Source organism: Spirillospora sp. NPDC000708, from assembly GCF_040299565.1.
Classification (GTDB): domain Bacteria; phylum Actinomycetota; class Actinomycetes; order Streptosporangiales; family Streptosporangiaceae; genus Spirillospora.
On sequence record NZ_JBEPCJ010000022.1, the window covers coordinates 76,827 to 103,631 of the forward strand.

General features: G+C 73.8%; 25 protein-coding genes, 1 pseudogene and 1 riboswitch. Of the genes and pseudogenes, 22 read left to right on the forward strand and 4 right to left on the reverse strand.

The window, feature by feature from the left end:
* Window positions 1-993 precede the first annotated feature (993 nt).
* The 5 genes from mihF (at window position 994) to metK (ending at window position 5,027) form a co-directional block, all read left to right on the forward strand.
* Window positions 994-1,320: an integration host factor, actinobacterial type gene (gene mihF, locus ABT299_RS18135; protein ID WP_021597647.1), complete on the forward strand. Its 327-nt coding sequence runs from the start codon at window positions 994-996 to the stop codon at window positions 1,318-1,320.
* Window positions 1,321-1,456: 136 nt separating this feature from the next.
* The gene (gene gmk / locus ABT299_RS18140) at window positions 1,457-2,005 is read left to right on the forward strand and encodes a guanylate kinase (RefSeq protein ID WP_190861798.1); all 549 of its coding nucleotides are present in this window, start codon (window positions 1,457-1,459) and stop codon (window positions 2,003-2,005) included.
* Window positions 2,006-2,066: 61 nt separating this feature from the next.
* On the forward strand, window positions 2,067-2,321 hold the full coding sequence (rpoZ, locus tag ABT299_RS18145; RefSeq protein ID WP_151542026.1) for a DNA-directed RNA polymerase subunit omega: 255 nt from the start codon (window positions 2,067-2,069) through the stop codon (window positions 2,319-2,321).
* A 124-nt stretch (window positions 2,322-2,445) separates the two neighbouring features.
* The gene (coaBC, locus tag ABT299_RS18150) at window positions 2,446-3,666 is read left to right on the forward strand and encodes a bifunctional phosphopantothenoylcysteine decarboxylase/phosphopantothenate--cysteine ligase CoaBC (RefSeq protein WP_190861795.1); all 1,221 of its coding nucleotides are present in this window, start codon (window positions 2,446-2,448) and stop codon (window positions 3,664-3,666) included.
* Window positions 3,667-3,833: 167 nt separating this feature from the next.
* Window positions 3,834-5,027: a methionine adenosyltransferase gene (metK, locus tag ABT299_RS18155; RefSeq protein WP_190861793.1), complete on the forward strand. Its 1,194-nt coding sequence runs from the start codon at window positions 3,834-3,836 to the stop codon at window positions 5,025-5,027.
* A 358-nt stretch (window positions 5,028-5,385) separates the two neighbouring features.
* On the opposite strand, the gene ABT299_RS18160 is transcribed toward metK, so the two are convergent.
* Window positions 5,386-7,056, reverse strand: coding sequence for a DUF8823 domain-containing protein (locus ABT299_RS18160; RefSeq protein ID WP_500251472.1), 1,671 nt, complete (start codon window positions 7,054-7,056; stop codon window positions 5,386-5,388).
* A gap of 151 nt (window positions 7,057-7,207) precedes the next feature.
* Here ABT299_RS18160 and ABT299_RS18165 point away from each other — a divergent pair, with 151 nt between their 5' ends.
* The 15 genes from ABT299_RS18165 (at window position 7,208) to ABT299_RS18235 (ending at window position 22,168) form a co-directional block, all read left to right on the forward strand.
* Window positions 7,208-9,304: a primosomal protein N' gene (locus tag ABT299_RS18165; RefSeq protein WP_500251473.1), complete on the forward strand. Its 2,097-nt coding sequence runs from the start codon at window positions 7,208-7,210 to the stop codon at window positions 9,302-9,304.
* A 100-nt stretch (window positions 9,305-9,404) separates the two neighbouring features.
* Window positions 9,405-11,231, forward strand: a complete 1,827-nt coding sequence (locus ABT299_RS18170; RefSeq protein ID WP_500251474.1) for a hypothetical protein — start codon at window positions 9,405-9,407, stop codon at window positions 11,229-11,231.
* Between the two features lie 107 nt (window positions 11,232-11,338).
* Window positions 11,339-11,884: a peptide deformylase gene (gene def / locus ABT299_RS18175; RefSeq protein ID WP_190861787.1), complete on the forward strand. Its 546-nt coding sequence runs from the start codon at window positions 11,339-11,341 to the stop codon at window positions 11,882-11,884.
* A 59-nt stretch (window positions 11,885-11,943) separates the two neighbouring features.
* On the forward strand, window positions 11,944-12,870 hold the full coding sequence (fmt, locus tag ABT299_RS18180) for a methionyl-tRNA formyltransferase (protein WP_387032036.1): 927 nt from the start codon (window positions 11,944-11,946) through the stop codon (window positions 12,868-12,870).
* Window positions 12,870-14,291, forward strand: a complete 1,422-nt coding sequence (locus tag ABT299_RS18185) for an RsmB/NOP family class I SAM-dependent RNA methyltransferase (RefSeq protein ID WP_433138420.1) — start codon at window positions 12,870-12,872, stop codon at window positions 14,289-14,291. Before fmt ends, ABT299_RS18185 begins: the two co-directional genes overlap by 1 nt.
* A gap of 7 nt (window positions 14,292-14,298) precedes the next feature.
* Complete coding sequence (locus tag ABT299_RS18190; protein ID WP_500251475.1) at window positions 14,299-15,246, forward strand: phosphatase PAP2 family protein; 948 nt, start codon at window positions 14,299-14,301, stop codon at window positions 15,244-15,246.
* Window positions 15,247-15,258: 12 nt separating this feature from the next.
* Entirely contained in the window at window positions 15,259-15,936 is a 678-nt protein-coding gene (gene rpe / locus ABT299_RS18195; RefSeq protein WP_190861778.1) for a ribulose-phosphate 3-epimerase, read from the forward strand.
* A 15-nt stretch (window positions 15,937-15,951) separates the two neighbouring features.
* Window positions 15,952-16,590 carry an HAD-IA family hydrolase gene (locus tag ABT299_RS18200; RefSeq protein ID WP_190861776.1) on the forward strand — a complete coding sequence of 213 codons (639 nt, stop codon included), beginning with the start codon at window positions 15,952-15,954 and terminating at the stop codon, window positions 16,588-16,590.
* 273 nt (window positions 16,591-16,863) lie between these two features.
* Window positions 16,864-16,994: riboswitch (FMN riboswitch) on the forward strand.
* Between the two features lie 90 nt (window positions 16,995-17,084).
* Window positions 17,085-17,726, forward strand: coding sequence for a riboflavin synthase (locus ABT299_RS18205; RefSeq protein WP_500197531.1), 642 nt, complete (start codon window positions 17,085-17,087; stop codon window positions 17,724-17,726).
* The gene (gene pnuC, locus ABT299_RS18210) at window positions 17,723-18,364 is read left to right on the forward strand and encodes a nicotinamide riboside transporter PnuC (RefSeq protein ID WP_387032047.1); all 642 of its coding nucleotides are present in this window, start codon (window positions 17,723-17,725) and stop codon (window positions 18,362-18,364) included. The genes ABT299_RS18205 and pnuC overlap by 4 nt, the downstream gene beginning before the upstream one ends.
* A complete protein-coding gene (locus tag ABT299_RS18215; RefSeq protein WP_387032049.1) occupies window positions 18,361-19,611 on the forward strand; it encodes a bifunctional 3,4-dihydroxy-2-butanone-4-phosphate synthase/GTP cyclohydrolase II in 1,251 nt (416 codons plus the stop codon). The genes pnuC and ABT299_RS18215 overlap by 4 nt, the downstream gene beginning before the upstream one ends.
* On the forward strand, window positions 19,608-20,120 hold the full coding sequence (ribH, locus tag ABT299_RS18220; protein WP_387032052.1) for a 6,7-dimethyl-8-ribityllumazine synthase: 513 nt from the start codon (window positions 19,608-19,610) through the stop codon (window positions 20,118-20,120). The genes ABT299_RS18215 and ribH overlap by 4 nt, the downstream gene beginning before the upstream one ends.
* A 46-nt stretch (window positions 20,121-20,166) precedes the next feature.
* Entirely contained in the window at window positions 20,167-21,042 is an 876-nt protein-coding gene (hisG, locus tag ABT299_RS18225; RefSeq protein WP_190861768.1) for an ATP phosphoribosyltransferase, read from the forward strand.
* 46 nt (window positions 21,043-21,088) lie between these two features.
* A complete protein-coding gene (locus ABT299_RS18230; protein WP_387032054.1) occupies window positions 21,089-21,481 on the forward strand; it encodes a PH domain-containing protein in 393 nt (130 codons plus the stop codon).
* A 102-nt stretch (window positions 21,482-21,583) separates the two neighbouring features.
* On the forward strand, window positions 21,584-22,168 hold the full coding sequence (locus ABT299_RS18235) for a Uma2 family endonuclease (protein WP_500251476.1): 585 nt from the start codon (window positions 21,584-21,586) through the stop codon (window positions 22,166-22,168).
* A gap of 15 nt (window positions 22,169-22,183) precedes the next feature.
* On the opposite strand, the gene ABT299_RS18240 is transcribed toward ABT299_RS18235, so the two are convergent.
* Window positions 22,184-23,110 carry a D-alanyl-D-alanine carboxypeptidase family protein gene (locus ABT299_RS18240; RefSeq protein ID WP_500251477.1) on the reverse strand — a complete coding sequence of 309 codons (927 nt, stop codon included), beginning with the start codon at window positions 23,108-23,110 and terminating at the stop codon, window positions 22,184-22,186.
* Window positions 23,111-23,250: 140 nt separating this feature from the next.
* On the opposite strand from ABT299_RS18240, the pseudogene ABT299_RS18245 reads away from it, so the two are divergent.
* Both ABT299_RS18245 and ABT299_RS18250 read left to right on the forward strand, forming a co-directional pair.
* Window positions 23,251-23,853: pseudogene (locus ABT299_RS18245) on the forward strand (adenosine deaminase); the annotation flags it as partial.
* A gap of 155 nt (window positions 23,854-24,008) precedes the next feature.
* A complete protein-coding gene (locus ABT299_RS18250; protein WP_500251478.1) occupies window positions 24,009-24,761 on the forward strand; it encodes a GntR family transcriptional regulator in 753 nt (250 codons plus the stop codon).
* On the opposite strand, the gene ABT299_RS18255 is transcribed toward ABT299_RS18250, so the two are convergent.
* Window positions 24,758-25,396, reverse strand: coding sequence for a hypothetical protein (locus tag ABT299_RS18255; RefSeq protein ID WP_433231884.1), 639 nt, complete (start codon window positions 25,394-25,396; stop codon window positions 24,758-24,760). The two genes, ABT299_RS18250 and ABT299_RS18255, sit on opposite strands and share 4 nt — an antisense overlap.
* Before the next feature lie 2 nt (window positions 25,397-25,398).
* Window positions 25,399-26,799 carry a selenium-binding family protein gene (locus ABT299_RS18260; protein ID WP_500197540.1) on the reverse strand — a complete coding sequence of 467 codons (1,401 nt, stop codon included), beginning with the start codon at window positions 26,797-26,799 and terminating at the stop codon, window positions 25,399-25,401.
* Window positions 26,800-26,805 lie beyond the last annotated feature (6 nt).

Below are 26,805 nucleotides of genomic sequence, written 5' to 3' on the forward strand. Positions count from 1 at the left end.
ACCCCCCCGCGGGCCGCGCCCCCAAAACCCCCGCGCCCACCGGCGGGCAGGCCCGCTGCGCTCGCTGGCGCTCGCTCCGCGTGCCTGCCCGTGGCGGTGGCCGGGGTCTGGCCTTCCGCGGCGGTGCTCAGCCGGGTTCCACGTCGTGGGGGAGCGGGGCTCGGCCCTTCGCGGCGCGTTCAGCCGGGGGCCGGTCCTCTGCGGCGGTACTCAGTCGAGTCCACGGCAGGGCGAAGGCGAGGGGGCTCGGGAGTGTGCGGCGGGATTGGGACGCGGGGGATGGATTTGGTTTTGGGGGTGGATTTAGCGCGGTGTTCTTGGGCGTGCGGGAGTGCGCATTGTCGTTTTACTTCGCTCGCGAATGCCGGGCCGGGGATCCGCAAAGCGATACGGGGGGACGGCGAAGTCGGTTCGACCCGATTCGCGGTCCGGGGACGCCCGCGGGGTCCGGACGGGGCGTCCGGGCGCACGAGGGGAGGCGGGCGTGCGCGGGATGGGAGCTGGGAGTGCGGGAGGAGGCGGCTCCGGTCTGCTGAACGATCTTGGCGGGTGTGCTGTCGAGGATGGCAGTTGCGGTGCGGCCGCGACGTGCGGAACGGCCCGGCGTGACGAGCGTCACTCGGTCGGGACGGGTTGTGGGGGACTTCACACCGGGCCCTCGCGGGGGGCCGCATCCGGGCCGGCGGGGGGTGGCGGGATCATGGTGCGGAGGCCCCCGGAGGGAGCGGACCGCCGCGCCGGGGCGGTGCCGAGTGCCGTAAATCGGGGCAGAAAGGGCGGATTTTCACGATCATGCGAAAGTCCCAGCAAGGCAAGGGGATGCGCCTCCGGAGGGTCCAAGTCGAGTACACTCTGTATTCAGGACACTCCAGGGAGTGATTTTCGTGATTTTGTGGCGGGCTAAACGGCACTTCACGTTGCCTTATGGGGCGTGAACTCGCTAGTTTCCCAACCCGTCCGACTCCGTCGAGTGGAAACCTGAGGTGACCCGGCGTGGCTCTTCCGCCCCTAACCCCCGAACAGCGCGCCGCAGCCCTGGAGAAGGCTGCCAAGGCTCGCAAGGAGCGGGCCGAGGTTAAGAACAAGCTCAAGCACGGGGGGACCTCGCTGGCCGAGGTTCTCAAGGAGGGTCAGTCCGACGACGTCATCGGGAAGATGAAGGTGTCGGCCCTCCTGGAATCGCTGCCCGGTGTGGGCAAGGTCCGTGCGAAGCAGATCATGGAGCGCCTGGGCATCGCCGAGTCCCGCCGCGTGCGGGGCCTCGGCGCCAACCAGCGCGCCTCCCTGGAGCGTGAGTTCGGCGGAAGTGCGAACCGCTGACGCGCGACTCACGGGCGGGCGCGGTGGCGAGGCCGCCGCGGCCGGGTCCGGGCTCCCCGGATCCGGCACCATCTCGCCCGGTTCCGGCGCACCCATCACTGCGCCGGAGGGCTCCGAACAACCGCATGGCCCGCTCATGTCCCGCCTGACGGTCCTGTCCGGACCGTCGGGCGTCGGCAAGAGCACGGTCGTCGCCGAGATCCGGCGCTCACACCCCCGGGTGTGGCTGTCGGTCTCGGTGACCACCCGGGCCCCCCGCCCGGGTGAGACCCACGGTGTGCAGTACTTCTTCGTCGACGACGCCGGTTTCGACCGGCTCGTCGCCGAAGGGGAGCTGCTCGAGTGGGCCGAGTTCGCGGGCAACCGCTACGGCACCCCGCGCCGGCCCGTGGAGGAGCGCCTCGCCCGCGGCGAGCCCGTCCTCCTGGAGATCGACCTGCAGGGCGCCCGGCAGGTCCGCGAGACGATGCCCGGGGCGCGCCTGGTCTTCCTCGCGCCGCCCAGCTGGGACGAGCTGGTCCGCCGCCTCACCGGCCGCGGCACCGAGCCGCCCGAGGTGATCGAGCGCCGGCTGGACGCCGCCCGCGTCGAGCTCGCCGCCGAGAAGGAGTTCGACGTCACCCTGGTGAACACGTCCGTCCAGGACGTGTGCGACGAGCTGCTAACCTTGATGGCTGGTCGTTAGTGTCGGCGACCGCCGTGACGGCGGCCGGCACCGCAGTGAATCACTAGTGGAAGGCCACGGAGTGGCAGCCAGCAGCGAAGGCATCACCAACCCGTCGATCGACGAGCTCCTCGAGGTCGTCGAGACCAAGTACGGCCTCGTGAGCATCGCGGCCAAGCGCGCCCGGCAGATCAACGCCTACTACGCCCAGCTCGGCGAGGGCCTGCTGGAGTACGTCGGCCCGCTCGTCGAGACCCAGGTGCAGGAGAAGCCCCTGTCGATCGCGCTCCGCGAGACGCGCGAGGGCCTCCTCAACGCCGAGCCGATCGAGGGCTGAGCGCCCCGGTCCGGGTGAGGCGGCCCGCCGTGCCGGCGGGCGGCCCCGCCGATGCCCCCGGAGCGCCGCCCAGGCGGCGACCCCGGGTGCGACCGGTTCCCGGGCCTGATGGGACAGTGTCCGCATGACCTCCCGTAAGCCGCGCGTCGTCCTCGGTGTGAGCGCCGGGATCGCCGCGTACAAGGTGTGCGAGCTGCTGCGGCGGCTCACCGAGTCGGGTCACGACGTCACCGTCGTCCCGACCGAGGACGCGCTGCGCTTCGTCGGCGAGCCGACCTGGGCGGCGCTGTCGGGCAACCCCGTCTCCACCGCCGTGTGGGACGGGGTCGCGCAGGTCCCGCACGTCCGCCTCGGGCAGGGCGCCGACCTGGTGTTCGTCGCCCCCGCCACCGCCGACCTGCTCGCCCGGGCCGCGCACGGCCTGGCCGACGACCTGCTCACCAACACCCTGCTCACGGCCCGTTGCCCGGTGGTGTTCGCGCCCGCGATGCACACCGAGATGTGGGAGCACCCGGCGACTCGGGCGAACGTCGCGACGCTCCGCGAGCGCGGCGCGATCGTGGTGGAGCCCGCGTCCGGCCGGCTGACCGGCAAGGACACCGGCCCCGGCCGGCTGCCCGACCCCGCCGAGCTGTTCGAGGTGGCCCGGCGCACGCTCGCGCGCGGAAGCGCGGACCGCGACCTCGCCGGGCGGCACGTGGTGGTGTCCGCCGGCGGCACCCGCGAGCCCCTCGACCCCGTCCGGTTCCTCGGCAACCGCTCGTCCGGCCTGCAGGGGTACGCGCTGGCCCGCACCGCGGTGGCCCGCGGCGCGCGGGTGACGCTCGTCGCGGCCAACGTGGCGCTGCCCGACCCGGCCGGCGCGCGCGTCGTGCCGGTGGGGTCCGCCGAGGACATGCGCAAGGCCGTGCTGGAGGCCGCGGGCGACGCCGACGCGGTGGTGATGGCCGCCGCCGTCGCCGACTTCCGCCCGGTCGACTACCGCGACTCGAAGATCAAGAAGACCGAGGGGGGCGAACCGGAGCCGATCCGGCTCGCCAAGAACCCCGACATCCTGGCCGAGCTCGGCGAGCGCCGCCGCGCCGGGCAGGTGATCGTCGGCTTCGCGGCCGAGACCGACGACGTGCTCGCCAACGGCCGCGCCAAGCTCGCCCGCAAGCGCAGCGACCTGCTGGTCGTCAACCAGGTCGGGGCGGACCTCACCTTCGGCCGCCCCGACAACGCCGCGGTGATCCTCGGCGCCGACGGGTCGAGCACCGAGGTCGAGCGTGGCGCGAAGGAGGCCCTGGCCGACGTCGTCTGGGATCTGGTCGCCGCGCGCCTTGATCCCCTGCCCGCGGATTGACCGGAGGCTGCCCGACCGCGACCAACGCCATACCGGCGTCCGGAGCCGATCCCGCTAGACTGCGGGCTTACCACCCTTGAACGCCCGTGCGGGGAGGTCCCCGCCGAACTCGATGACATATCCGTCCTGCGACGTCAGTCAGCAGCCGCTGCAAGGAGTTCACGTACGTGTCTCGCCGCCTGTTCACCTCCGAGTCCGTCACCGAAGGACACCCGGACAAGATCGCGGACCAGATCAGCGACGCGATCCTCGACTCGATGCTCAAGGACGACCCGAAGAGCCGGGTCGCCGTCGAGACGATGATCACGACCGGTCAGGTGCATGTGGCCGGTGAGGTCACCACCGAGACCTATGTGGACATCCCCGGCGTCATCCGGGAGAAGATCCTCGAGATCGGCTACGACTCGTCCAAGAAGGGCTTCGACGGCCACTCCTGCGGCGTGTCGGTGTCCATCGGCGCGCAGTCGCCCGACATCGCGCAGGGCGTCGACGACGCCTACGAGACCCGCGAGGGCGAGGGCGTCGACGACCTGGACCGGCAGGGCGCCGGCGACCAGGGCCTGATGTTCGGCTACGCCACCAACGAGACCCCCGAGCTGATGCCGCTGCCGATCACGCTGGCGCACCGGCTCGCGCAGCGGCTGTCCGCGGTCCGCAAGGAGGGCACCGTCCCCTACCTGCGCCCGGACGGCAAGACCCAGGTCACCATCGAGTACGACGGCGACCGCGGCGTCCGCCTCGACACCGTCGTGGTGTCCAGCCAGCACGCTCCCGACATCGACCTGAAGGAGCTGCTCGCCCCGGACGTCAAGGAGCACGTCGTCGACCCGGTGCTCGCCCAGTTCGACCTGGAGACCGACGGCTACCGGCTGCTGGTCAACCCGACCGGCCGCTTCGAGATCGGCGGCCCGATGGGCGACGCCGGCCTCACCGGCCGCAAGATCATCGTGGACACCTACGGCGGCATGGCCCGGCACGGCGGCGGCGCGTTCTCCGGCAAGGACCCGTCCAAGGTCGACCGGTCCGCCGCGTACGCGATGCGCTGGGTCGCCAAGAACATCGTCGCCGCGCAGCTCGCCGACCGCGCCGAGGTCCAGGTCGCCTACGCGATCGGCAAGGCCCACCCGGTCGGCGTGTTCGTCGAGACGTTCGGCACCGAGAAGGTCGCCCCGGAGAAGATCGAGAAGGCCGTCGCCGACGTCTTCGACCTGCGTCCCGCCGCGATCGTCCGCGACCTGGACCTGCTCCGCCCGATCTACTCGCAGACCGCCGCGTACGGCCACTTCGGCCGCGAGGAGCCGGACTTCTCCTGGGAGTCCACCGACCGCGCCAAGGACCTGGCCTCCGCCGCCGGCCTCTGACGAGCCGTAAGCGCCCCTGACGCGCAGAAGGGCCCTGGAGCACCTCCAGGGCCCTTCCGTACGTCTGAGGGCCACCTGGCCTCTCTCAGAGCCGCCTCATGCCCCTCCGGGTCGGGGAGCGGCGCCGAAGACCGTCTTGCGCCGCGCGAAACGCGCGGCCGCCATCACGGACGGCCGCACGCCGATCAGCGAGCGGGCTGGGAACCCATCCGACAGCCTCAGCCGTCGCGCGAGCGCGTTATCTGACCGGTGGGGCGAAGCCGGAGGCGAGCCCCACCGGGAAGCTCGCGAAGCGAGGTCGCGCTCGCCGAAGACCAGTCAGGGCCCGAGCCGCTAGGCGAGGGCCCTGGGCTGGGATTCAAGAAACACAGTGGTTGCCGCGGTGGAGGCCGTAGTGGGCGGCGATCGTGTAGTGGCCGGGGCCCTTGGCGTTCATCCGGACGAAGTCGCCGGCGCGGGCGAGGCAGGCGTCGCCGCCGGTGACGCTGAGCCAGGGGGACCAGGAGACGCGGACGAGGACGGAGCCGGCCGACGGCATCTCCACGGTCAGCTCGCCGGAGTCGAGGGTCTGGACGGTCGCGGGCGGGTCGACGAGCGGCGTGGGGTAGGCGACGCGGTAGAGCCGCCAGTGCTCGTCGTGCCAGACCTCCGCGAGGTACGGCTGGCCGGCCTTGACGAGCGCGGCTTCGCCCTTGCCGGACCAGTCGGCCTCCTGCTCGGGGAGCACGACGTACTGGACGGCCCATTTTTGCAGCCAGTCGTGGTAGCTGGCGGCGGTGAGGGCGCCGTCCTTGTAGAAGAGCCCGTGGCGTTCGGCGTCGACCTGGCGGTTCCAGCCGCGCGCGAGGATGAAGTGGCGGCTGAGGCCGGCGGCCTCCCAGTGGGAGCGGAGGGGGACGACCTCGATGCGGGTCCGCTGGGCGCCGAGGGCGTGGAGTTCGTCGACGAGGCCCTGGGCGTTGGCGGCGGCGGACGCGGCGGGGGTGGTGTGGACGAGGTCCTCGATGGGCTTCACGACCTGCCATGAGCCGGTGACGATGAACGCCAGGGACAGCACCGCGATGCGGATGCGGCCGTGTGCGCGCGCGACGGCGGACAGGCAGAACATCGCGCCGAAGACCAGCGAGAGGCGCTCGACGTTGCTGCCGACGGGGGAGGGGATCGCCCAGGTGAGCAGGATGCCCAGCAGGTAGACGCCGGCGCCGACGCGGACGAACCGCCAGCTCGGCGGGGCGAAGACGAGGATCGCGACGACGCTGATGATCGCCCACAGCACGATCGCGGTGAAGTCGATCGGCTGGACGCCGTTGAAGGGGAACAGCAGGCTCGTCGTGCCGACCACGACGGGCATGCCGATCGCGACGGAGACGCCGGCGCGGCGCCGTCCGGTGAGGAAGAGCGTGGCGGCGAGGACGAGCAGGAACAGGCCCGCGACGGGGCTGGACGCCGTGGCGAGCAGGCCGAGGCCGACCATCCCGGCGAAGCGGAGCGCGGGCGTGCCGCGCGGGGTGAACGCGACGTGCACCGCCATCAGCGCGAACATGAGGCCGAGGCCGAACGTCACGCGGCCGGAGGCGGTGTTGCACGACAGCGCGAACGCGGCCCAGAGCGCGGCGGGCAGCGCCATGGGGGCCTTGAACCGCCTCAGGAGGTGCGCGGTGAGCCCCGCCGAGACGGTGCCGGCGACCACGGCGACGGTCCGGATGCCGAACAGCGCCATCAGGTACGGGGACAGGAGGCTGTAGGAGGCGGGGTGCATGCCGCCGTACCAGGCGAAGCTGTAGGCGGCGGTGGGGTGCTTCCAGGCGAAGTCGGTCCAGGCGGCCTGGGCGGCGAGGTCGCCGCCCTCGGTGGCCAGGTACAGGGCCCAGACCAGGTGCATGACGGCGGCGGCGACCGTGGCGGCCACGACGGGGTTGCGGGGGTTGGTCCACCGCTTCCACCAGGACGCGCCGGGGCGGCCCGGGCGGGCCGATGACCCGGCCCGGTCCCGGGCGTCGGTCAGCTCTGGAGAATGCGCTGTGGTCACATCGCCTGCACGTGCTCGTCGGACGGCGGGAGCGCGAAGGGCGTCGGGCGACCCCGCTTGTTCGCGGATCGGCCTGATGCGCGCCCCGTTCAAACGGACCACACCTTAGCGCGCGCCGCTGACCGTCGGGCTGATCTGGTAGGACGGGGACGTGACCGAGGACGGAGGCGGGGCGGACCTGATCCCGGGCCTGGACGACGTCCCCAGAGTGCCCGCGGGCAAGGCGCGGCAGGCGACGGCGGCGGCCGGCAGGGGCGGTGGGAAGGCCCCGAAGAAGGGGGCGCGGCGCCCGGCGGAGGAACGGCCCGTCGCGCGTGTCGCCGTCGACATGTCCCTCCCGCATCTGGACCGCCCGTTCGACTACCTCGTCCCGGTGGAGCTCGACGCGAAGGCCGTGCCGGGATGCCGGGTGAGGGTGCGGTTCGCGGGGCAGCTCGTCGACGGGTTCCTGCTGGAGCGGGTCGAGGAGAGCGGCCATGACGGGAAGCTCCTGTACCTGGAGCGGGTGACGTCCCCGGAGCCCGTCCTCACCCCGGAGATCGCCTCGCTCGCGCGGGAGGTCGCCGACCGGTACGCCGGGACGTTCGCGGACGTGCTGAGGCTCGCCGTCCCGCCGCGGCATGCCCGCGTGGAGGGCGAGGCCGTCAAGGAGGAGACCGGCGAGCCGCCGGCGACCGGGCCGGACGAGGGCGAGAACCCCTGGCTCGAATATCCGGCGGGCGTGTCGTTCCTGACGGCGCTGGCGGAGGGCAGGGCGCCGCGGGCGGTGTGGACGGCGCTGCCGGGCCCGGAGTGGGCGGCGGCCATCGCGCGGGCCGTGGCGGTGACGCTGCGCGCCGGGCGCGGCGCCCTCGTCGTCGTGGCGGACGGCCGCGACGTGGCCCGGGTCGACGCGGCGCTGTCCGCGGAGCTGGGGGAGGGGCGGCACGTCGCGCTGACGGCGGAGCTGGGCCCGGCCGAGCGGTACCGGCGGTGGCTGGCGGTGCTGCGGGGGAAGGCGCGGGCGGTGGTCGGGACGCGGGCCGCGATGTTCGCGCCGGTCGCCGATCTGGGCCTCGCCGTGCTGTGGGACGACGGCGACGACGTGCATGCCGAGCCGCACGCCCCCTATCCGCATCCGCGTGAGGTGCTGGCGCTGCGCGCGCACCGGGCGAAGGCGGGCGCGCTGATCGGCGGGTTCACCCGGACGACGGACGCGACCGTGCTGGTCGAGACGGGATGGGCGCACGCCCTGGCCGCCGACCGGGCGCGGGTGCGGCGGGCGATGCCGCGCGTCCGGTACGTGGGGGAGGACGCGCAGCTCGCCCGGGACGCGGCGGCGCGCACGGCGCGGCTGCCGAATCTGGCGTTCGAGGCGGCGCGGCGCGCGCTGGAGGACGGGCCGGTGCTCGTGCAGGTCCCCAGGCGCGGTTACGTGCCGGGCATCGCGTGCGGGCGGTGCCGTACTCCGGCGCACTGCGTCGCCTGCCAGGGGCCGTTGGCGTTGTCGTCGTCGCACGCGGCTCCTTATTGCCGCTGGTGCGGCCGTATCGCGGGCGACTGGCACTGCCCGGAGTGCGGCTTCTTCCAGGTGCGGGCGATCGTCGTGGGCGCGAAGCGCACGGCGGAGGAGCTGGGCCGGGCGTTCCCCGGCGTGCCGGTGCGGACGTCCGGGCGGGAGGCGATCCTGGGGCGGGTCGGACCGGAGCGGGCGCTGGTGGTGTCGACGCCGGGCGCGGAGCCCCCGGCCGACGGCGGCTACACGGCCGGGCTGCTGCTGGACGGCTGGGTGCTGCTGGGGCGGCCCGATCTGCGGGCGGGGGAGGAGACGCTGCGGCGGTGGATGAACGCGGCGGCGCTCGTCCGCCCGGAGGGGCCGGTGGTGGTGGCGGCCGAGGGCGCGCTGCCGGCCGTCCAGGCGCTCGTCCGGTGGGACCCGGTCACCTACGCCGAGCGGGAGCTGGCCGAGCGCCGGGAGGCGGGGTTCCCGCCGGCGGCGCGGATGGCGTCGCTGACCGCGACCCCGGCGGCGATCCGGGAGCTGCTGGCGGACGCGCGGCTGCCGGACGGGGCGGAGGTGCTCGGGCCGGTGCCCGTGCCGAGGCAGCCGGGTGCGGAGGGGCCCGAGAAGGAGCGCGCCCTCATCCGGGTGCCGCGCGCGGCGGGGCCCGCGCTCGCGCGCGCGCTCAAGGAGGCTCAGGGCGTCCGCAGCGCGCGCAAGGCGACCGAGACCGTCCGCGTCCAGATCGACCCCCTCGAACTCATCTGATCCCGGCGAGGGCGTCCGTCCCAGGGCGGATCGCGGCGGCGCGGCGCGGGTGTGCGCGGAGTTGGCCCCCGCGGGAGGCGCGGGCCAATAGGGTTCTCGGGTGGCCGACAACTGGGTGGAGACGACCGCGGGCGACCTGCGGCGCTGGGCGGACGAACGCGGCGAGAAGATCGACGGGCAGGGCGCTCAGCTGCTGCTCGACCTCGCCGGGCGCGAGATGGGGCTGGAGGGCCCGGACGCCCTCACCCCCGCCGCGCTCCGCGGGCTGCTGCTGGAGGTGTTCCCGGACACGGTGGTCGCGGGCGCCGACGAGGTGCCGTCCGTGCTGGACACGCTGCGCCTCATCGCGGCGTTCCTCGGCGACACCGGGGTCGTGCCCGGCGAGCGCGCCGCGGAGCTGGCCGCCGAGATCGAGCGGCTCGCCCCGGAGTTCACCGAGGTGGTCGCCGCGACCGACAGCGCCGAGCGGCAGGTCGCCGCGGAGGTCGTCGCCGGGCTGATGGACGCCGACGGGATCTCCCTCGACGACCAGCCCGCCGTCGAGGAGTGGATGCGGGAGTTCGAGGCGCTGCCCGACGAGGAGCGCTACGCCCGCGCCGAGGAGTACCTGCGCCGCACCGAGGACCTCGTCGTCCCGCCGGTCCGGCTGGCCCCGGTGGCGGACCTGGCGGACGCGGCGCGCCGCTCCGGGCTGACCGCCGAGATCCGCGCGCTGGCCGAGTGGACGGGCGAGCGGGCGCTCACCGAGCTGGACGAGCTGACCGCGGCGGACGCCGAGGCCGCGGTCGCCGCGCTCGGCCTCGCCACGCCGCGCCGCCTCCCCGACGTCGAGGTCGGCGACCAGACCGACCTGCCGGAGCTCGACCGGCTCTGGTGGGCCGCGACCGAGGCCGAGGTGATCCGCGCGGAGGCCGGCAAGGCCGCGGCGGGCCCGGCGCTGCACGACCTCGACTCCGGCGACGACGAGCGCGTGCTGCGCCTCTGGCTGCGGCTGCTGGACTCCGTCGCCGTCCCCGAGCACGACCCGTCCGACGGGCTCGACGCGATCGAGCTGGTCCAGAACGAGCTGACCGGCGTGCTGATCCACCTGTACGAGCAGGAGGAGCCCGCCACCCCGGACGAGCTGGCCGACGCGCTGCTCGGCCACGTCGCCGAGGCCTACGAGATCTCCGACGAGCGGTCGCTGGCGACGGCGGTGCGCGACGCGCTCGTCCTCGAACTGGACGACCTGGCCCGCTGGGGCGTCGTCGAGCCCGCCGGCGACGGGGGCCGCGCGCTCACCCCGCTCGGCGTGTGGGGCGTGCGGGAGCTGCTGCTGTCGGACGGGTTCACCGCGCCGGTCGTCGGGGAGCTGGCCGGCGCGCCGGCCGCCGAGCTGGTCGCCGGGCTCGCCTGGCACCGGCCCGAGACCGCCGACGAGGAGATCGACGGGTGGCTCGCCTCCCACGACGTCAAGGACGCCGCCGCCGACCTGCTGGACGTGATGCGCGGCGGCGGGCCGGGCGCCCGCAACCTCGCCGCCGCCGTCCTGCACCGCGTCGGCCCGGAGGCCGCGCCGGTGGTGCGGGCCGCGCAGGAGCACCCGCTCGTGTCGCCGTACGCGGCGCTCTGGCTGAACGCGGCGGGCGACCCGGCCGGCCGGGAGCTGTCCCGCGCCGAGTACCTGTGGGTGTTCGTCGACACCGTCGCCGGCATGCTGGAGACCGCCGAACCGGAGGAGGCCGTCGCGGCCGCGCTGGTCGACGCGCCGCCCGGGGCGGAGATGCGGGAGATGGTGGACGAGCTGTGGCGCACCGACCACCCGGGCGTCGCGGACGTCCTGGAGGCGCTCGGCGACCACCATCCCGACAAGGCGACCGCCAAGGCCGCCCGCACCGCCGCCTACAAGGCCCGCTCGGCGGGGGCCGCCGGGAACGGCGGCGTGTGAGGTCCGCGTGATCCCTCCGTAGACTGGAGGCCGCGACACCCACGGTCCCGCCCGGCGCGCCCCCACGAGCGGCGCGCGGCGCCCCACCCGCAGGAACGGAGTCCTCGTTGGCCGTCAAGCCCATCCGCCTCTTCGGCGACCCTGTGCTGCGCACGCCCGCGGAGCCGGTGAAGGACTTCGACAAGGAGCTGCGCCAGCTCGTCAAGGACCTCACCGACACGATGATCGACGCTCCCGGGGCGGGCCTGGCGGCGCCGCAGCTCGGCGTGGGCCTGCGCGTGTTCACCTACTACGTCGACGACCGGCTCGGGCACGTGGTGAACCCGACGCTCGACCTGTCGGAGGAGCAGGAGACCGACGACGAGGGCTGCCTGTCGCTGCCCGGCCTGGCGTTCCCGACGCCGCGCTCGGTCGGCGTCGTGGCGAAGGGCTTCAACATGCACGGGGAGCCGATCACGCTGGAGGGCACCCACCTGCTGGCCCGCTGCGTCCAGCACGAGACCGACCACCTCGACGGCATCATCTTCATCGACCGGATGGACCCCGAGCAGCGCAAGGCCGCGATGAAGGCGATCCGGGAGGCCGAGTGGTTCGGCGACCCGGCGCCCGTCGTGAAGGAGTCGCCGCACCGGACCTTCGGGAAGGCGATCTAGATGCCGCCCGCCCCTTCGGACGCACCGCACCGGCACGCCCTCGGCGAGGTGAGCGGCTGATGCGCCTCGTCTTCGCGGGAACCCCCGAGACCTCCGTCCCGGCGCTGGACGCGCTGCTCGCGTCCGACCACGAGGTGGCCGCGGTGGTGACCCGGCCGGACGCCCGGTCCGGCCGCGGCCGGCACCTGGAGGCGAGCCCCGTCGCGGTCCGCGCCGCCGAGGCGGGCGTCGAGGTGCTCAAGCCCGCCAAGGCCCGCGACCCGGAGTTCCTCGACCGGCTCCGCGCGATCGCGCCCGACTGCTGCCCGGTCGTCGCCTACGGGGCGCTGCTCCCGCGCGAGGCGCTCGACATCCCCCGGCACGGCTGGGTGAACCTGCACTTCTCGCTGCTGCCCGCGTGGCGCGGCGCGGCGCCCGTCCAGCGGGCGATCCTGCACGGCGACGACGTCACCGGCGCGGCCACGTTCCAGATCGAGGAGGGCCTCGACACCGGCCCGGTCTACGGGGTGCTCACCGAACCCATCCGCCCCACCGACACCACGGGCGACCTGCTCGGACGGCTCGCCGTCGCGGGCGCCGGCCTGCTGCTCGACACGATGAACGGCATCGAGGCCGGCGTCCTCGAACCGCGCCCGCAGCCCACCGAGGGCGTGTCGCACGCGGCCAAGCTGACCCCCGAGGACGGCCGCGTCGACTGGCGGACGCCCGCGCTGCACATCGACCGCCTGGTCCGCGCCTGCACGCCCGCGCCCGGCGCGTGGACGACGTTCCGCGACGCCCGCCTCAAGCTCGGCCCGGTGCGCCCCGCCCCGGACGCGGAGGGGCTGGCGCCGGGCGGGCTGCGCGCCGGGAAGAAGGAGGTGCTGGTCGGCACGGCCACGCACCCCGTCGCGCTCGGCGACGTCCAGCCGCAGGGCAAGCGCCGCATGGCGGCCGCCGACTGGATCCGCGGCGTCGACCTCACCGACAAGGACGCGTTGCACTGATGCCGCCGACCCGTGGCGGCCGCGGCCGCCCCGACCGCAACCGCAGGCCCGGCGGCCCTCGCAAGACGGGCCGCCCGCAGGACCTCGTCCGGCGCACCGCGTTCGACGTGATCCGCGCCGTCGAGACCCGCGACGCGTACGCGAACCTGCTGCTGCCCACCCGCCTGCGCGACCGCGGCATCACCGGCCGCGACGCCGCCCTCGCCACCGAGCTGACCTACGGCACGCTGCGCGGCCGCGGCACCTACGACGCGGTCCTCGCCCTGTGCAGCGACCGCGAGCTGCGCCGCATCGACGCGCCGCTGCTGGACGTGCTGCGCCTCGGCGCCCACCAGATCCTCGCCACCCGCATCCCGCCGCACGCCGCGGTCGGGACGGCGGTGGAGCTGGCGCGGTCGGTGTCGGGCCCCGGCCAGGCGAAGTTCGCGAACGCGGTGCTCCGCAAGGTCGCCTCCCGCGACCTGGACGCCTGGCTCGCGATCGTCGCGCCCGCCGACGCCGACGCCACCACCCGGCTGTCGATCGCGCACAGCCACCCGAAGTGGATCGTGTCGGCGCTGCGCGACGCGCTCGGCCCCGACCGCGACGAGATCGGCGCCCTGCTGGAGGCCGACAACGCGCGCCCCCGGGTGACGCTGGTCGCCCGCCCCGGCCGCGCGACCGCGCAGGAGCTCTACGACGCGGGCGCCGCACCGGCCCCGTACTCGCCGTACGCGGCCGTGCTGGCGGAGGGCGACCCGGCGCACATCGACGCCGTCCGGGACGGCCGCGCCGCCGTCCAGGACGAGGCGAGCCAGATGGTCGCGCTCGCGCTCGCGGCGGCCCCGCTGGACGGGCGGGACGCCCGCTGGGCGGACGTCTGCGCCGGCCCCGGCGGCAAGGCGGGCCTGCTGGCCGCCGTGGCCGCCGGACGCGACGCGCGCCTCCTCGCCGCCGACGTCCAGCCGCACCGCGCGGGCCTCGTCCGGCGGGCGGTCGACGATCGGACGGGCGTCGTCGCGGCGGACGGCACCGCCCCGGCGTGGCGCCCCGGCGCGTTCGACCGCGTGATGGTGGACGCGCCCTGCACCGGCCTGGGCGCGCTGCGGCGCCGTCCCGAGGCCCGCTGGCGCCGCGGCCCCGAGTCGGTCGCCGAACTCGGGCCGCTGCAGCGCCGGCTGCTGGCGACCGCGCTGGAGTCGGTCCGTCCCGGCGGCGTCGTCGCCTACGTCACCTGCTCGCCGCACCTCGCCGAGACGCGGGTGGTGGTGGACGACGTGCTGCGCGACCGCGGCGACGTCGAACGGCTCGACGCGCCCGCCGTCCTCGCCTCGGTCGCGGCGGACCTCACCGGCGTGGGCGACGGCCCGTACGCGCAGTTCTGGCCGCACCGGCACGGAACCGACGCGATGTTCCTCGCCCTCCTGCGCCGCGGGGACTGATTCGCCGGTGCTCACCGGCTTCATGCTCGCGATGACGTACCTCGGCAGCGCCGGGTTCTACATCCCGGCGCTCGTGGTCCTCTACTGGTGCGTCCATCCGCGGCTCGCCGCGCGCGCGATCGTCCTCCTGTCGTTCGGGTCGACGCTCAACACGGTCCTGAAGCTGGTGTGGCACGCCCCGCGCCCGTTCTGGACGGACCCGTCCGTCCACGGGCGGCAGCCGCTCGCCTCGTTCGGGATGCCGTCGGGACACGCCCAGAACGCGGTCGTGACCTGGGGGTTCTTCGCGTCCCGGACGCGCCGCCCCGGCGTGTGGGCGGCGGCGGCCGCCGTCATCGCGCTGATCGGGGCGTCCCGGGTCTACCTGGGCGTGCACTCGTCCGGCCAGGTCCTCGCCGGATGGGCGATCGGCCTGGGCGTCCTGGTCGCGGGGCTGTGGCTCGAACCGCGGGCCGTCCCGTGGTGGAGCGCGCGCCCGCTGCTCCTCCAGGCGGCGATGGCGCTGGTGATCGCGCTGGCGTTCCTGGGCGGCGCCTGGCTCGCCGTCCGCTCCCTGCACGGCTGGCACTGGCCGGCCGCGTGGGCGAGGGCCATCGTCGCGGACGGCGGGCACACCCGCCCCATCACCGTGAACGAGGCGGCCGCCGCCTCCGGCGGCCTGTTCGGGATCCTCGCGGGGATGTCGATCGCCGCCGCGCGCGGCTGGTTCGACGCGGGCGGCCCCCTCGGGCGCCGCCTCGCGCGCCTGGTCGTCGGCGCCGCGGGCGCGGGCGTGATCTCCTCGCTCGACCTGCTTCCCTGGCCCCGCGCGGCCGAGGCGTTCACCGTCCAGGCGCTGCTCGCCCTGTGGGCGACGGCGGGCGCGCCGGAGGCGTTCGTCCGGCTCGGCCTGGCGCGCCGGGCCACCCCTCCGCTCACCCGGCCGGGTGATGGGCCGGACGAACCGGCCCAATAGACTCGGGGCATCATGGCACCACAGATCGCACCCAGCATCCTCTCCGCGGACTTCGCCCGCCTGGCCGAGGACGTCGCGCTCATCTCCGGCACCGCCGACTGGGTGCACGTCGACGTCATGGACAACCACTTCGTGCCCAACCTCACCCTGGGCCTCCCGGTCGTCGAGGCGCTGCTCAAGCACAGCGCGCTGCCCCTCGACTGCCACCTGATGATCGAGGACCCGGACCGGTGGGCGCCGCAGTACGCCGAGGCCGGGGCGGGCTCCGTCACCATCCACGCCGAGGCCGCCAAGGCGCCGATCCGCACGCTCCGCGCCATCCGCGCCGCCGGCGCGCGCGCCGGGCTCGGTGTGAATCCAGCCACTCCGGTCGAGGGCTTCGAGGACCTCCTCGGCGAGATCGACATGCTCCTGCTGATGACCGTCGAGCCCGGGTTCGGCGGGCAGAGGTTCCTGGACGTCGTGCTGCCGAAGGTCCGCCGCGCCCGCGACATGATCAAGGGCCGGGACCTGCCGGTGTGGGTCCAGGTGGACGGCGGCGTCAGCGCCGAGACGATCGAGCGCTGCGCGGAGGCCGGAGCGGACGTCTTCGTCGCGGGCAGCGCCGTCTACGGCGCCGACGACCCGTCCGAGGCCGTCCGGAGGCTGAAGGCGCAGGCGGAGAAGGCGACCGCGGCCGCCTCGTGGTGATGGTTCGATGACCGCATGGTGACACTGCCCTGTACGGCCGTCCTTTTCGACGTGGACGGCACGCTCGTCGACTCGACCCCGCTGGTCGAGGCCGCCGCCCGCGTCTGGGCGGCGGAGTACGGGCTCGACGCCGACGAGTTCCTGTCGGGCGCGCACGGCCGCCGCACGAGCGACCGCGTCGCCGACTTCCTGCCCGCCGACCGGGTCGCCGCGGCCACCGCCCGCCTCGACGCGCTGGAGGCCGAGCGCACCGACGGGATCACCGCGCTGCCCGGCGCCCTGGCCCTGCTGACCGCGATGAACGGCATGCCGTGGGCGATGGTGACGTCCATGGACAAGGAGCAGCTCCGGGTCCGCACCGGGGTCGCCGGCGTCCCGCTGCCGCCCGTCGTCGTCACCGCCGAGGACGTCTCGCGCGGCAAGCCCGACCCGTCCGGGTACCTGCTGGCGGCCGGCCGCCTCGGCGTCGACCCGTCGGCCTGCGTGGTCGTCGAGGACGCCCCGGCCGGCATCGCCGCGGGCCGCGCCGCCGGCGCGACCGTCCTGGCCGTGGGCACCAGCCACGACCGGGCCGAGCTGACCGGGGCGCACGCGATCGTCCCGGACCTGACGCACGTCGCCACCGCGCCCGGCGGCCTGCGCCTCGCCCCCTGAGCCGCCCGGCCCGGCCGGCGGGGGCGGGCCGAGTCGTGGCCGCGCCGCCGGGCCCACGTTGGGATGGCGGTCACCACGGGCTCGGCGGCGCGGAGTCGGGTGCGGGGAGCGGAGGCGGGATCCGGATCGGGGTCTACCCGGCGCCGGAGATCGTTGAACGTTGAACCGCGCAAGGATAGGCCGAGCGAGCGCTTGGTAGGCCGCATGCGGCCGTGGCGATGCTCACATAGGGCCGGGAATGGTTCGCATGGCACACTGGTTCCCAAAGCATGAACGCGTGCTCCGGGGTCGGTGCAATTCCGAACCGGCGGTGACAGTCCGCGACCCGGCCGAAGCCATCGGCCGGTTGACCTGGTGGAACTCCAGGACCGACGGTGAAAGTCCGGATGGGAGGCAGCGCGCAGTGCACCCCTGGTGGCCCAGGGGTGCCGCAGTGTCGACGCACGTACCCCCGGAGCCGGGTTCCGTAGCAGCGGAACAAGGAGGCCCGGGGAATGTTCACCGGCATCGTCGAGGAGCTCGGCGAGATCGTTGCGGTCGAGGCCGAGGGCGACTCGGCCGTCCTCACGATCCGCGGCCCGCTCGTCACCGAGGACGCCGTCCACGGCGCGTCGATCGCCGTCAACGGCGTCTGTCTCACCGTGGTGGACGTCAAGGACGGGACCTTCACCGCCGACGCGATGAAGGAGACCCTGGACCGGTCCAGCCTCGGCGCGCTGGAACCCGGGTCCAAGGTCAACCTGGAGCGGCCCGTCCGGCTCTCGGACCGGCTCGGCGGCCACCTCGTCCAGGGCCACGTCGACGGCGTCGGAACGATCCTCTCCCGAGAACCGGGCGAACGCTGGGACGTCGTCACCGTCTCGCTCCCCGCGCCGCTGGCCCGCTACGTGGTCGGCAAGGGCTCGATCACGGTCGACGGCATCAGCCTCACGGTCGTCGAGGCCGGCGCCGACCGGTTCAGCGTCGCGCTCATCCCGACGACGCTGTCCCTCACCACGCTCGGCCACAAGAAGCCCGGCGACCCCGTCAACCTCGAAGTCGACGTCGTCGCCAAGTACGTCGAGCGGATGCTCGGCGACCGCGCGGCGGCGGGCGGCCCGGCGAGTGATCCCGACCCGGTGGGCGGCGCGGCATGAGCTGGCTCGACGCGGGCTTCGACATCTTCGGCGAGCACATCCTCTGGACCGACCTCGCCGGCAACGTGCTGTCGCTCGCCGTGGTGTGGCTCGCCATGCGCAAGACCCTCTGGACGTGGCCGGTGCAACTGGTCGGCGCGCTGCTGCTGCTCGCGGCGTCCGTGCACGCCGACGTCCCCGGCAACGCCCTCAAGCAGGTGCTCTTCGGCGTCCTCGCCGTCTACGGCTGGGCGATGTGGGCGCGCGGACGGCGCGGCGGCGACCCCCTGGTCGTGCGGAGCGCGACGGCGAAGGAGCGCGCCGTGCTGATCGCGGCCCTCGTCGTCGGCACCGCCGCGGTCGCCGAGCTGTTCCTCCACGTCGACTGGCTCAAGGCCGCCTGGTCGCCGTGGGCGAACGCCTACATCTTCGTCGGCAGCGCCGTCGCGACGTTCGCGCAGAGCCGCGCGCTCGTCGACTTCTGGATCGTGTGGGTGCTGGTCGACCTGGTCGGCGTGCCGGTCGCCCTGCATTCCGGGCTGTACGTGTCCGGCGCGGTCTACGTGATCTTCTTCGTGATGGTGATGGTCGGGTTCAGGAACTGGCTGCGGGAAGCGAAGGCAGTACCGGCCCCCGGGAACAAGGCGGTGACCGCATGAGCGGCAACGACGGACTCAACGACGGACCGAACGGCGGCGGGATCTTCGACCCCATCGAGGAGGCGGTCGCCGACATCGCGGCGGGACGCCCCGTCGTGGTGGTCGACGACGAGGACCGCGAGAACGAGGGCGACATCATCTTCGCCGCGTCGAAGGCGACGCCGGAGCTGCTCACCTTCACGATCCGGTACACCAGCGGCGTGATCTGCGTCCCGATGGAGGGCGCCGACCTCGACCGGCTGCAGATCCCGCTGATGACCGCGCAGAACAGCGAGCGCATGCGCACCGCCTACACCGTCAGCGTCGACGCGCGGCTCGGCGTCAGCACCGGCATCTCCGCCGCCGACCGGGCCCGGACGATCCGGACGCTCGCCGACTCGGCGTCCGAGCCGGGCGACCTCGTCCGCCCCGGCCACATCTTCCCGCTCCGCTACCGCGAGGGCGGCGTGCTGCGCCGCCGCGGCCACACCGAGGCCGCCGTCGACCTCGCCCGGATGGCCGGGCTCACCCCCGCGGGCGTCCTCGCCGAGGTCGTCAACGAGGACGGCACCATGGCGCGCCTCCCCGAGCTGCAGGTGTTCGCCAAGGAGCACGGCCTCAAGCTGATCTCCATCGAGCAGCTCGCCGAGCACCGCCGCCGCACCGAGGCGATGGTCACCCGGGTCGTCGAGACCCGGCTGCCGAACCGGTACGGGATGTGGCGCGCCGTCGGGTTCTCCAGCGAGCTCGACGGCGGCGAGCACCTCGCGCTCGTCCTCGGCGACCTCGCCGACGGCGAGGACGTCCTGGTCCGCGCGCACTCCGAATGCCTCACCGGCGACGTCCTGCACTCCGAGCGCTGCGACTGCGGCACCCAGCTCGACGCCGCCATGGAGCGCATCGCCGAGGAGGGCCGCGGCGTCGTGGTCTACCTGCGCGGCCACGAGGGCCGCGGCATCGGCCTGCTCGCCAAGCTGCGCGCCTACGCCCTGCAGGACGCCGGCTCCGACACCGTCGACGCCAACCTCGAACTCGGCCTGCCCGCCGACGCGCGCGAGTACTCCAACGCCGCGCATATGCTGCGTGACCTGGGCGTCCGCTCGATCCGGGTGCTCACCAACAACCCCGACAAGCTGGCGGGCCTGGACGGGTTCGGGCTGGACGTGCGCGGCCGCGAGACGATGCCCGTCGTCGTCACCGAGCACAACCGGCGCTACCTGACGGTCAAGCGGGACCGTCTCGGACACGAGATCGAGGGACTCTCATGAGCGGCGCGGGACGCCCCGAGGACACGGTCGTCGACGCGGCCGGGCTGACGCTCGGCGTCGTCTGCACCCGCTGGCACGGGCAGATCACCGACCAGCTGCTGGAGCGCGCCGTCGCCGCGGCGAAGGCGTGCGGGATCGACGCGCCCGTGGTCGTCCGGGTCGCCGGCGCCCTGGAGATCCCCGTCATCGCCCAGCAGATGGCCCGCGACCTCGACGCGGTCGTCTGCCTCGGCGCGGTGATCCGGGGCGCGACCGCCCATTTCGACTATGTCTGCGAGTCCGTGACGAGCGGTGTGACACGCGTTGCACTGGACGAGTCGACTCCGGTGGGCAACGGGGTCCTCACATGTGACACCATTGAGCAGGCACTGGAACGCAGCGGGCTGCCGGGCAGCTCCGAGGACAAGGGATGGGAGGCGACTGTGGCCGCACTCGACACGGCACTGACCCTGCGAGGTCTGCGGCATCACGGTCACGCCGGGCACGGCCTGGAGCATCTGGGCTCCTGAGGTCATCCCGGTCACCCGTACGCAACCCATTCCGAAAGGCAATTCCGTGCTGTCACTCGTCCTGCCCAAGGGGTCGCTGGAGAAGGCGACCATGCAGCTGTTCGACGCCGCCGACCTCACCGTCCGGCGCGCCTCGGACCGCGACTACCGCGCCTCGATCGACGACCCGCGCATCGACCGCGTCCGCGTGCTGCGCCCGCAGGAGATCCCGACCTACCTCGAACAGGGCCTGTTCGACCTCGGCATCACCGGCCGCGACTGGATCACCGAGACCGACTCCGACGTGGTCAGCCTCGGCGAGCTCCAGTACTCCAAGGCGACCTCCAACCCGGTCCGCGTGATCATGGCGGTGCCGGAGGACGCGCCCTGGCAGAGCGTGTCCGACCTGCCGGAGGGCGTCCGGATCTCCACCGAGTTCCCCGCGATGACCAAGCGGTTCCTCGACAAGCACGGCGTCAAGGCGAAGGTCGTCCCGTCCTACGGCGCGACGGAGGCGAAGGTCCCCGACATCGTGGACGCGATCGTCGACCTCACCGAGACCGGCTCGTCGCTCCGCAAGAACGGCCTGCGCATCCTCGACACGCTGCTGACCAGCTACACCGAGCTGGTCGCGAACCGCGAGGCCTACGAGGACGCCGAGAAGCGCGCCGCGATGGAGGACGTCTCCCTGCTGCTGCAGGGCGCGATCCGCGCGCGCGGCAACGTGCTGCTGAAGCTGAACGTCGCCCAGTCCGACCTGCAGAAGGTCCTGGACATCATGCCGTCGATGTCGGCGCCCACGGTCACCTCGCTGGCCGGCGGCGACTCCAGCGCGGTCGAGTCCGTGGTCGCCAAGCGCGGCGTGAACACGCTGATCCCCGCGCTGAAGGCGGCCGGCGCCCACGACATCCTCGAGATCCCCATCTCGAAGATCGTTGACTGAGGTCAGGGCCCTTCCGGTCGTGTGGCGCCCGCGCACCACACGGCTCGTGGCCTACATCACGGCGGGCGTGGTCGTGGTCGGCCTGATCGCGCTCGCCGTGGTGGTGGCCCCGCAGTTCAAGCTGTTCGACCGGGTGCTGATCGTGGTGTTCGGCCTGGTCGTCGCGTGGGTCCTGCACATGCTGGCCCGCTGCCGCGTGGTCGCCGGCGAGGCGGGCCTCACGGTCGTCAACGCCTTCCGCACCCGCCGCCTCGCCTGGCCCGAGGTGCTCGGCGTGTCGATGGTCGAGGGCGACCCCTGGCCCACCCTCGACCTCGCCGACGGGACGTCCATCGGCGCGATGGGCATCAACGGCGCCGAGAAGGCCCTCGCCGCCCGCCAGCTCACCGAGCTGAAGGCCCTCCTGCGCACCCGCAGCGAAACCCCCGACCCCGCCTGACACCGCCTGTTCTAGGCTGTTGGCAGGACCAGGCGCTTAGTCATGTGTCATTGTATGGACATGAGCGCGCAGAGTATCGAGTCATGTGCGGAAAGTGGTCACATGGAGCGTGGGGCGCTGCCAGACTGGGTGATCCCCCCGCCGGGCGGCTTCACCGCCGACCACTTCCTGAGCATGCGCGGTCTGCCCCGGCACACGGAGCTGATCGACGGGAGCCTGGTCTTCGCGAGCCCGCAGCGCAAGTGGCACAGCAGGGTGATCAACCTTCTCTGGGACGAACTCGACCGCCAGGCGCCGGAGGATCTGCGAGTCGATCGGGAGATGGCCGTGAAGCTTACCAAGCGACAGGTGCCGGAACCCGATGTGCTGCTGGTGACCGCTGAGGCGTACGACCGGGAGGAACCGGCCACCTACTACCATCCCGAGGACCTGGTGCTCGCCGTCGAGGCCGTCTCGCCGGACTCTGAGGAGCGGGACCGGGGGACCAAGCCCGCGAAGTACGCCGCGGCCGGGATCAAGCATTTCTGGCGGGTCGAGGAGGATGCGGGCCGGACCGTCGTGTACGTCTACGAACTCGACCCCGGCACCGCCTCGTACGTGCCCACGGGCATCTACCACGACCGGCTCAAGGTGACGGTGCCGTTCGACCTCGACATCGACCTCAACGCCGTGGGGAAGCGGCGGTAGGCCTACCGCGGCCGGTCAGTCGGTGGTGGTGTTGGTGGGGGCGGGTGGGACGCGGTAGGTGTCGGGGGCGCCGAAGGCCCAGTCGAGCATGCGGGCGGCGTCGGTGAAGCGGGCGCGCTCGTCGGTGGTGGAGCTGTTGAGGACGATGCCGGTGAAGGTGCGGCCGTCGCGGCGGGCGGCGAACATCAGGGAGTAGCCGGCGGCGTCGGTGGTGCCGGTCTTGATGCCGATCGCGCCCTTGTAGGAGCCGAGGAGCCGGTTGGTGTTGGTCCACGTGTAGGCGTGGTGGGTCCTGGTCCTGGCGAGCCTGTAGGTGCGGCGGGCGACGGTGGCGCGGAACGTGCCGTCGTCCATCGCGTAGCCGGCGAGGCGTACCTGGTCGCGGGCGGTGGAGCGGGTGGACGTGGCGGTCGGCCAGGGCAGGCCGTCGAAGTCGGCGTAGGTGGTGTGGTCGAGGCCGAGCTCGCGGGCCGCGTCGTTCATCTTGGCGACGAACCTCGCCTTGCCGGGGCCGTAGGTGTCGGCGAGGGCGTAGGCGGCGTCGCAGCCGGACGGCAGCAGCAGCGCGTTGAGCAGCTCGCGCGCGGTGAGCCGGTCGCCCGCGTGCAGGCCGGCGGTGCTGCCGTCGTGCTTCTTCGCGTACGTGAGGTACTTGCGCCTGATCGTGATCTTCCGGCCGAGCCCGCCCTCGTGCAGGACGACGAGCGCCGTCATCACCTTGGTGATGCTGGCGATGGGGCGTTCGGTGTCGGCGGCGCGGGACCACGCGGTCGTGTCGTCCGTCACGTCGTACAGCAGTGCGGACTTCGCGACGACGCCGGACGGTCCGGCGGCGGGACGCGCCGCCGCGCGCGCCGGGGCCGCGACGAGCAGCGGGGCGGCGGCGAGCGGGAGGGCGGCGAGCGTCATCGCGCGGTGGCGGGCGGCGAGTGCGGTGATCACATTCGGACACTGCCAGCCGGACGGGCCGCGTTCAAGCACCCGTGCGGGCCCGCCACCTGCGGAAACGCGGCGAAATCGGGATTTGTACGATTCGCCATACAGATCGACCTGTATGGTTGACCGTACAGATCGGAGGGGTGATGGGAATCGACGCGTGGATCGGGCGGCTGCCCAAGGTCGAGCTGCACGTGCACCTGGAGGGGTCGCTGCGCCCGGAGACGCTGCTGGCGCTGGCGCGCCGCCACGGCGCCGACCTGGGCGCCGAGTCGGCCGCGGACCTGGAGGGGCTCTACCGGTTCGAGGACTTCGGCGACTTCGCGCGGCTGTTCTTCGCCGGCCTCGACGTGCTGCGCGGCGCCGAGGACTTCGCGGACGCCACCGCCGCGCTGGCCGCCGAGCTGGCGGCGCAGAACGTCCGGTACGCCGAGGTCACCACGACTCCGGTGCAGCACCACCGGCGCGGGGTCGCGCTGGAGGAGTACGCCGCCGGGCTGGACGAGGGGCGGCGGCGCGCCCGCGACGAGCACGGGGTGGAGATCGGCTGGATCTGCGACATCTCCCGCGAGTCGGAGGCGCCGGACTTGCATCTCACCGTGGACTTCCTGCTCGGCCGGACGGCGCCCGCCGGGGTCGTCGGCCTCGGTCTCGGCGGGGTGGAGGAGGGGTTCCCGCCCGAGCCGTTCGCGTCCTCGTTCGCCAAGGCGAAGGCGGCCGGGCTGGCCGCGCTGCCGCACGCCGGGGAGACCGCGGGCCCGGAGAGCGTCTGGGGCGCGCTGGCGCCGCGCGCTGCTGGACGCGCAGGCCGCCGCGCTGGAGGCCGCGTACGCCCCCGCCGCGACGAAGGCCGCCGTCCGGCGGGAACTCGGCGACGTCGCCCTGTGACGAGGAGGGACCTGCCATGGCACGCCCGCCGGGGGCGGACCGCCCGCTGTACGTGCGCATCGCGATGTCGCTCAAGAGCCGGATCCTCGCCGGGCACTACGCGCCCGGCGAGCGGCTGCCCGGGGAGGACGACCTCGCCGCGGCGATGGGCGCCAGCCGCAGCACCGTCCGCCAGGCGCTGGCCGAGCTCCGCGACACCGGCTACGTCACCAGCCGCCGCGGGGCGGGCAGCTACGTCGCGGACCCGCTGCCGATCGAGCCGCTGTCGCCGAGGTCGGGGCCGGTCTACACCGGTTTCCTCGACGATCTGGACAACGAGGCGCACCACGTCGTCGAACGCGACCGCGCGCAGGACGCGCTCGCCGCGGACGAGGCGCTCGCCGCGCGCCTGAAGGTCCCGTTGGGCGCGCCGCTGGTCCGCTACCGCGCCACCCGGCTCCGCCACGGCGTCCCGTACGGCGTCGCGACCGACGTCGTGCCGCAGGCGGTCGCCGAGCGCATCACTCCCGGTGTGCTCGCCGCGAGCCCGTCGATCGTCGACGCGCTGGCGCTCGCGGGGAGCCGCGTCGCCGAGAGCCTGCAGCGCCTCGAACCCGCCGTCCTGGACGCGGCGGACGCCGGGCGCTGCGGCGCGTCCCCCGGCGACCCGGCGCTCGCCATCACCGGCACCGCCTACGACGCCGGCCGCGCGCCGGTCGACGCCTACACCCTGACGGTCGTCACCGGCTACGGCATCGGCCTGCACCTGACCCGCGCCGGCACCTCCTAGAGGGCGGTCACGAGCGTGACGGCGCCGGCGGTGATGAGGGCGGCGGCCCACACGCGGTCCAGGTTGAACCAGGCGCGGCGGAGGATCGCGAGCCCCACGATCTCGTAGACGGCGACGGCGATGGTCCCCGCGACCGCCAGCATCGCCAGTGTGTGCACGCCGGTCACGAAGATCGCGGCGGACACGGCGTTCCCGGACGCCGACGCGAGGCCGTGGTGGTGGCCGGCGGGGACGGTCCCGGACGCGGTGAGCACGGGCAGCAGCATCAGGCCCGCGCCGTGCGCCGACGACATCAGGAACGACCAGGCGGCGAGCTGCCACAGCGAGATCCGCATGCCGACCCAGCGGAAGTGCCGCCGCGACAGCAGCCGCCACAGCCCGAACCCGACCAGCACGATCCCGCCGCCGATCGCGACCGCCTGGGTCGCCACGACCGACCGGGTGAGCGCGACGAGGACCGCGACGGCCCCGACGGACGCGGCGTGGCCCGCGGCGATCGCGGGGAGCGACTGCAGGACGAGGGCCCTGCTGCGCTCCTGGAGGCCGCGGGCCACGGCGAACAGCCAGCCCATCGCCGGGTTGAGGCCGTGGAAGGCGCCCATCGCGACGAGCGCGGCGAGCGAACCGTCCTTCACCGCTACGGGTAGCAGTAGGAGTCGGACGAGGCGTCGCCGCCCTGCAGCCGCGTCTGGTGGGGGCGCCGGCCCCGGAACGCGTCGCCGTGCGGGAAGAACCGCTCGTCGAGGGCGAACCCGTCGGCGGTGGAGTCGAGCTTGGCCATCCAGGCGCCGACGCCGTCGGGGTAGAACTGGTCGTCCCAGGAGCCGTAGAGCGAGTTGGTGACGTAGACGCGCTTCCCGTCGCGGCTGACCTCGACCATCTGCGGGCCGCCGGCGAGCGGCAGGTCCGGCGCGGCCGGGTGCGGGGCGCGCCCGACGATGCCGCCGAGGCGCACCGAGCCCGCCTCGACGGGGTGGAACGGGTCGCTGACGTCGTAGCGCTTCAGCTCGCCGGTGCCCCAGCACGACACGTACAGCCACTGGTCGTCCACCGACAGGTCGATGTCGGTGACCAGCGGCGGGACGGCGCCGAAGGGCTTGATGACGTCCGGCAGAACCGACGCGTCGGCGGGTTCGGCGGGGATGGTGATGACCTTCGTCGCGGCCCACCGGTCGCCGTCGCGGTGCCACAGCCACACCGACGCCGACAGGTCCTCGACGCTGACGACGACGCCGGCGAAGCCGTACTGCTTGGTCGGGTCGTGCGCGGGCCGCAGCTCCAGCACCATCTGGTGCTCGTCGCCGAGATCGACCTCCTGGACGTGGCGGCGCTTGCGCAGGTCCCAGAAGTGCAGCGAGTGCCCGTACTTGCGGCCGAGGAGCAGCTCCCCTACGACGCCGTCCTCGATCATGGACGGGGTGCCCCACTCGGAGGTGATGAGCACGTCGTGCGCGATGTGCCACCAGGCGTCGTAGGCGAAGTACTGCGGGCCGCGGTCGACCTCCCAGCGGCCGAGGACGTCGAACGAGGTGTGGTCGAGCAGCGCGATCCCGCCCGGCCCGTCCTCGCCGTTCGCGCCGCCGAGCGCGGTGAGGTACAGCCCCTCGGGTCCGCAGTGGACGGTGTGGGGCCGCGAGTACCCGGCGCGTTTCGCCAGCTCGTCCGCCTCCAGCACCTTCACGATCTCCGGCGACGTCGGCCTGTCCTTCGTGTCGATGACGTAGACGCGCGACGACCGCAGCCCCGGCACGATCAGGTAGCGGCGCTCCACATGCGGGTGCGGCGCGTACGGGCACAGGGCGCTGCTGCACGCGTTCCACCCGAAGTGGTGCAGCTCGTCGCCGAGGTACGGCAGGTCCGTCCAGCCGACGACGTCGCCGTAGGACGCCGAGCCCGGGTCGACGTCGAGGACGGCGATCGCGTCCGGCTTCTCCGCCGAGCGGTCGAACGCGGCGACGTAGGCCAGCTTCTCCGGCGGCGCCGACACCGCGTCGCGCGGCGAGGCGTAGAAGGTCGGGTCTGGCTTCCACAGTGCCATGGAGGG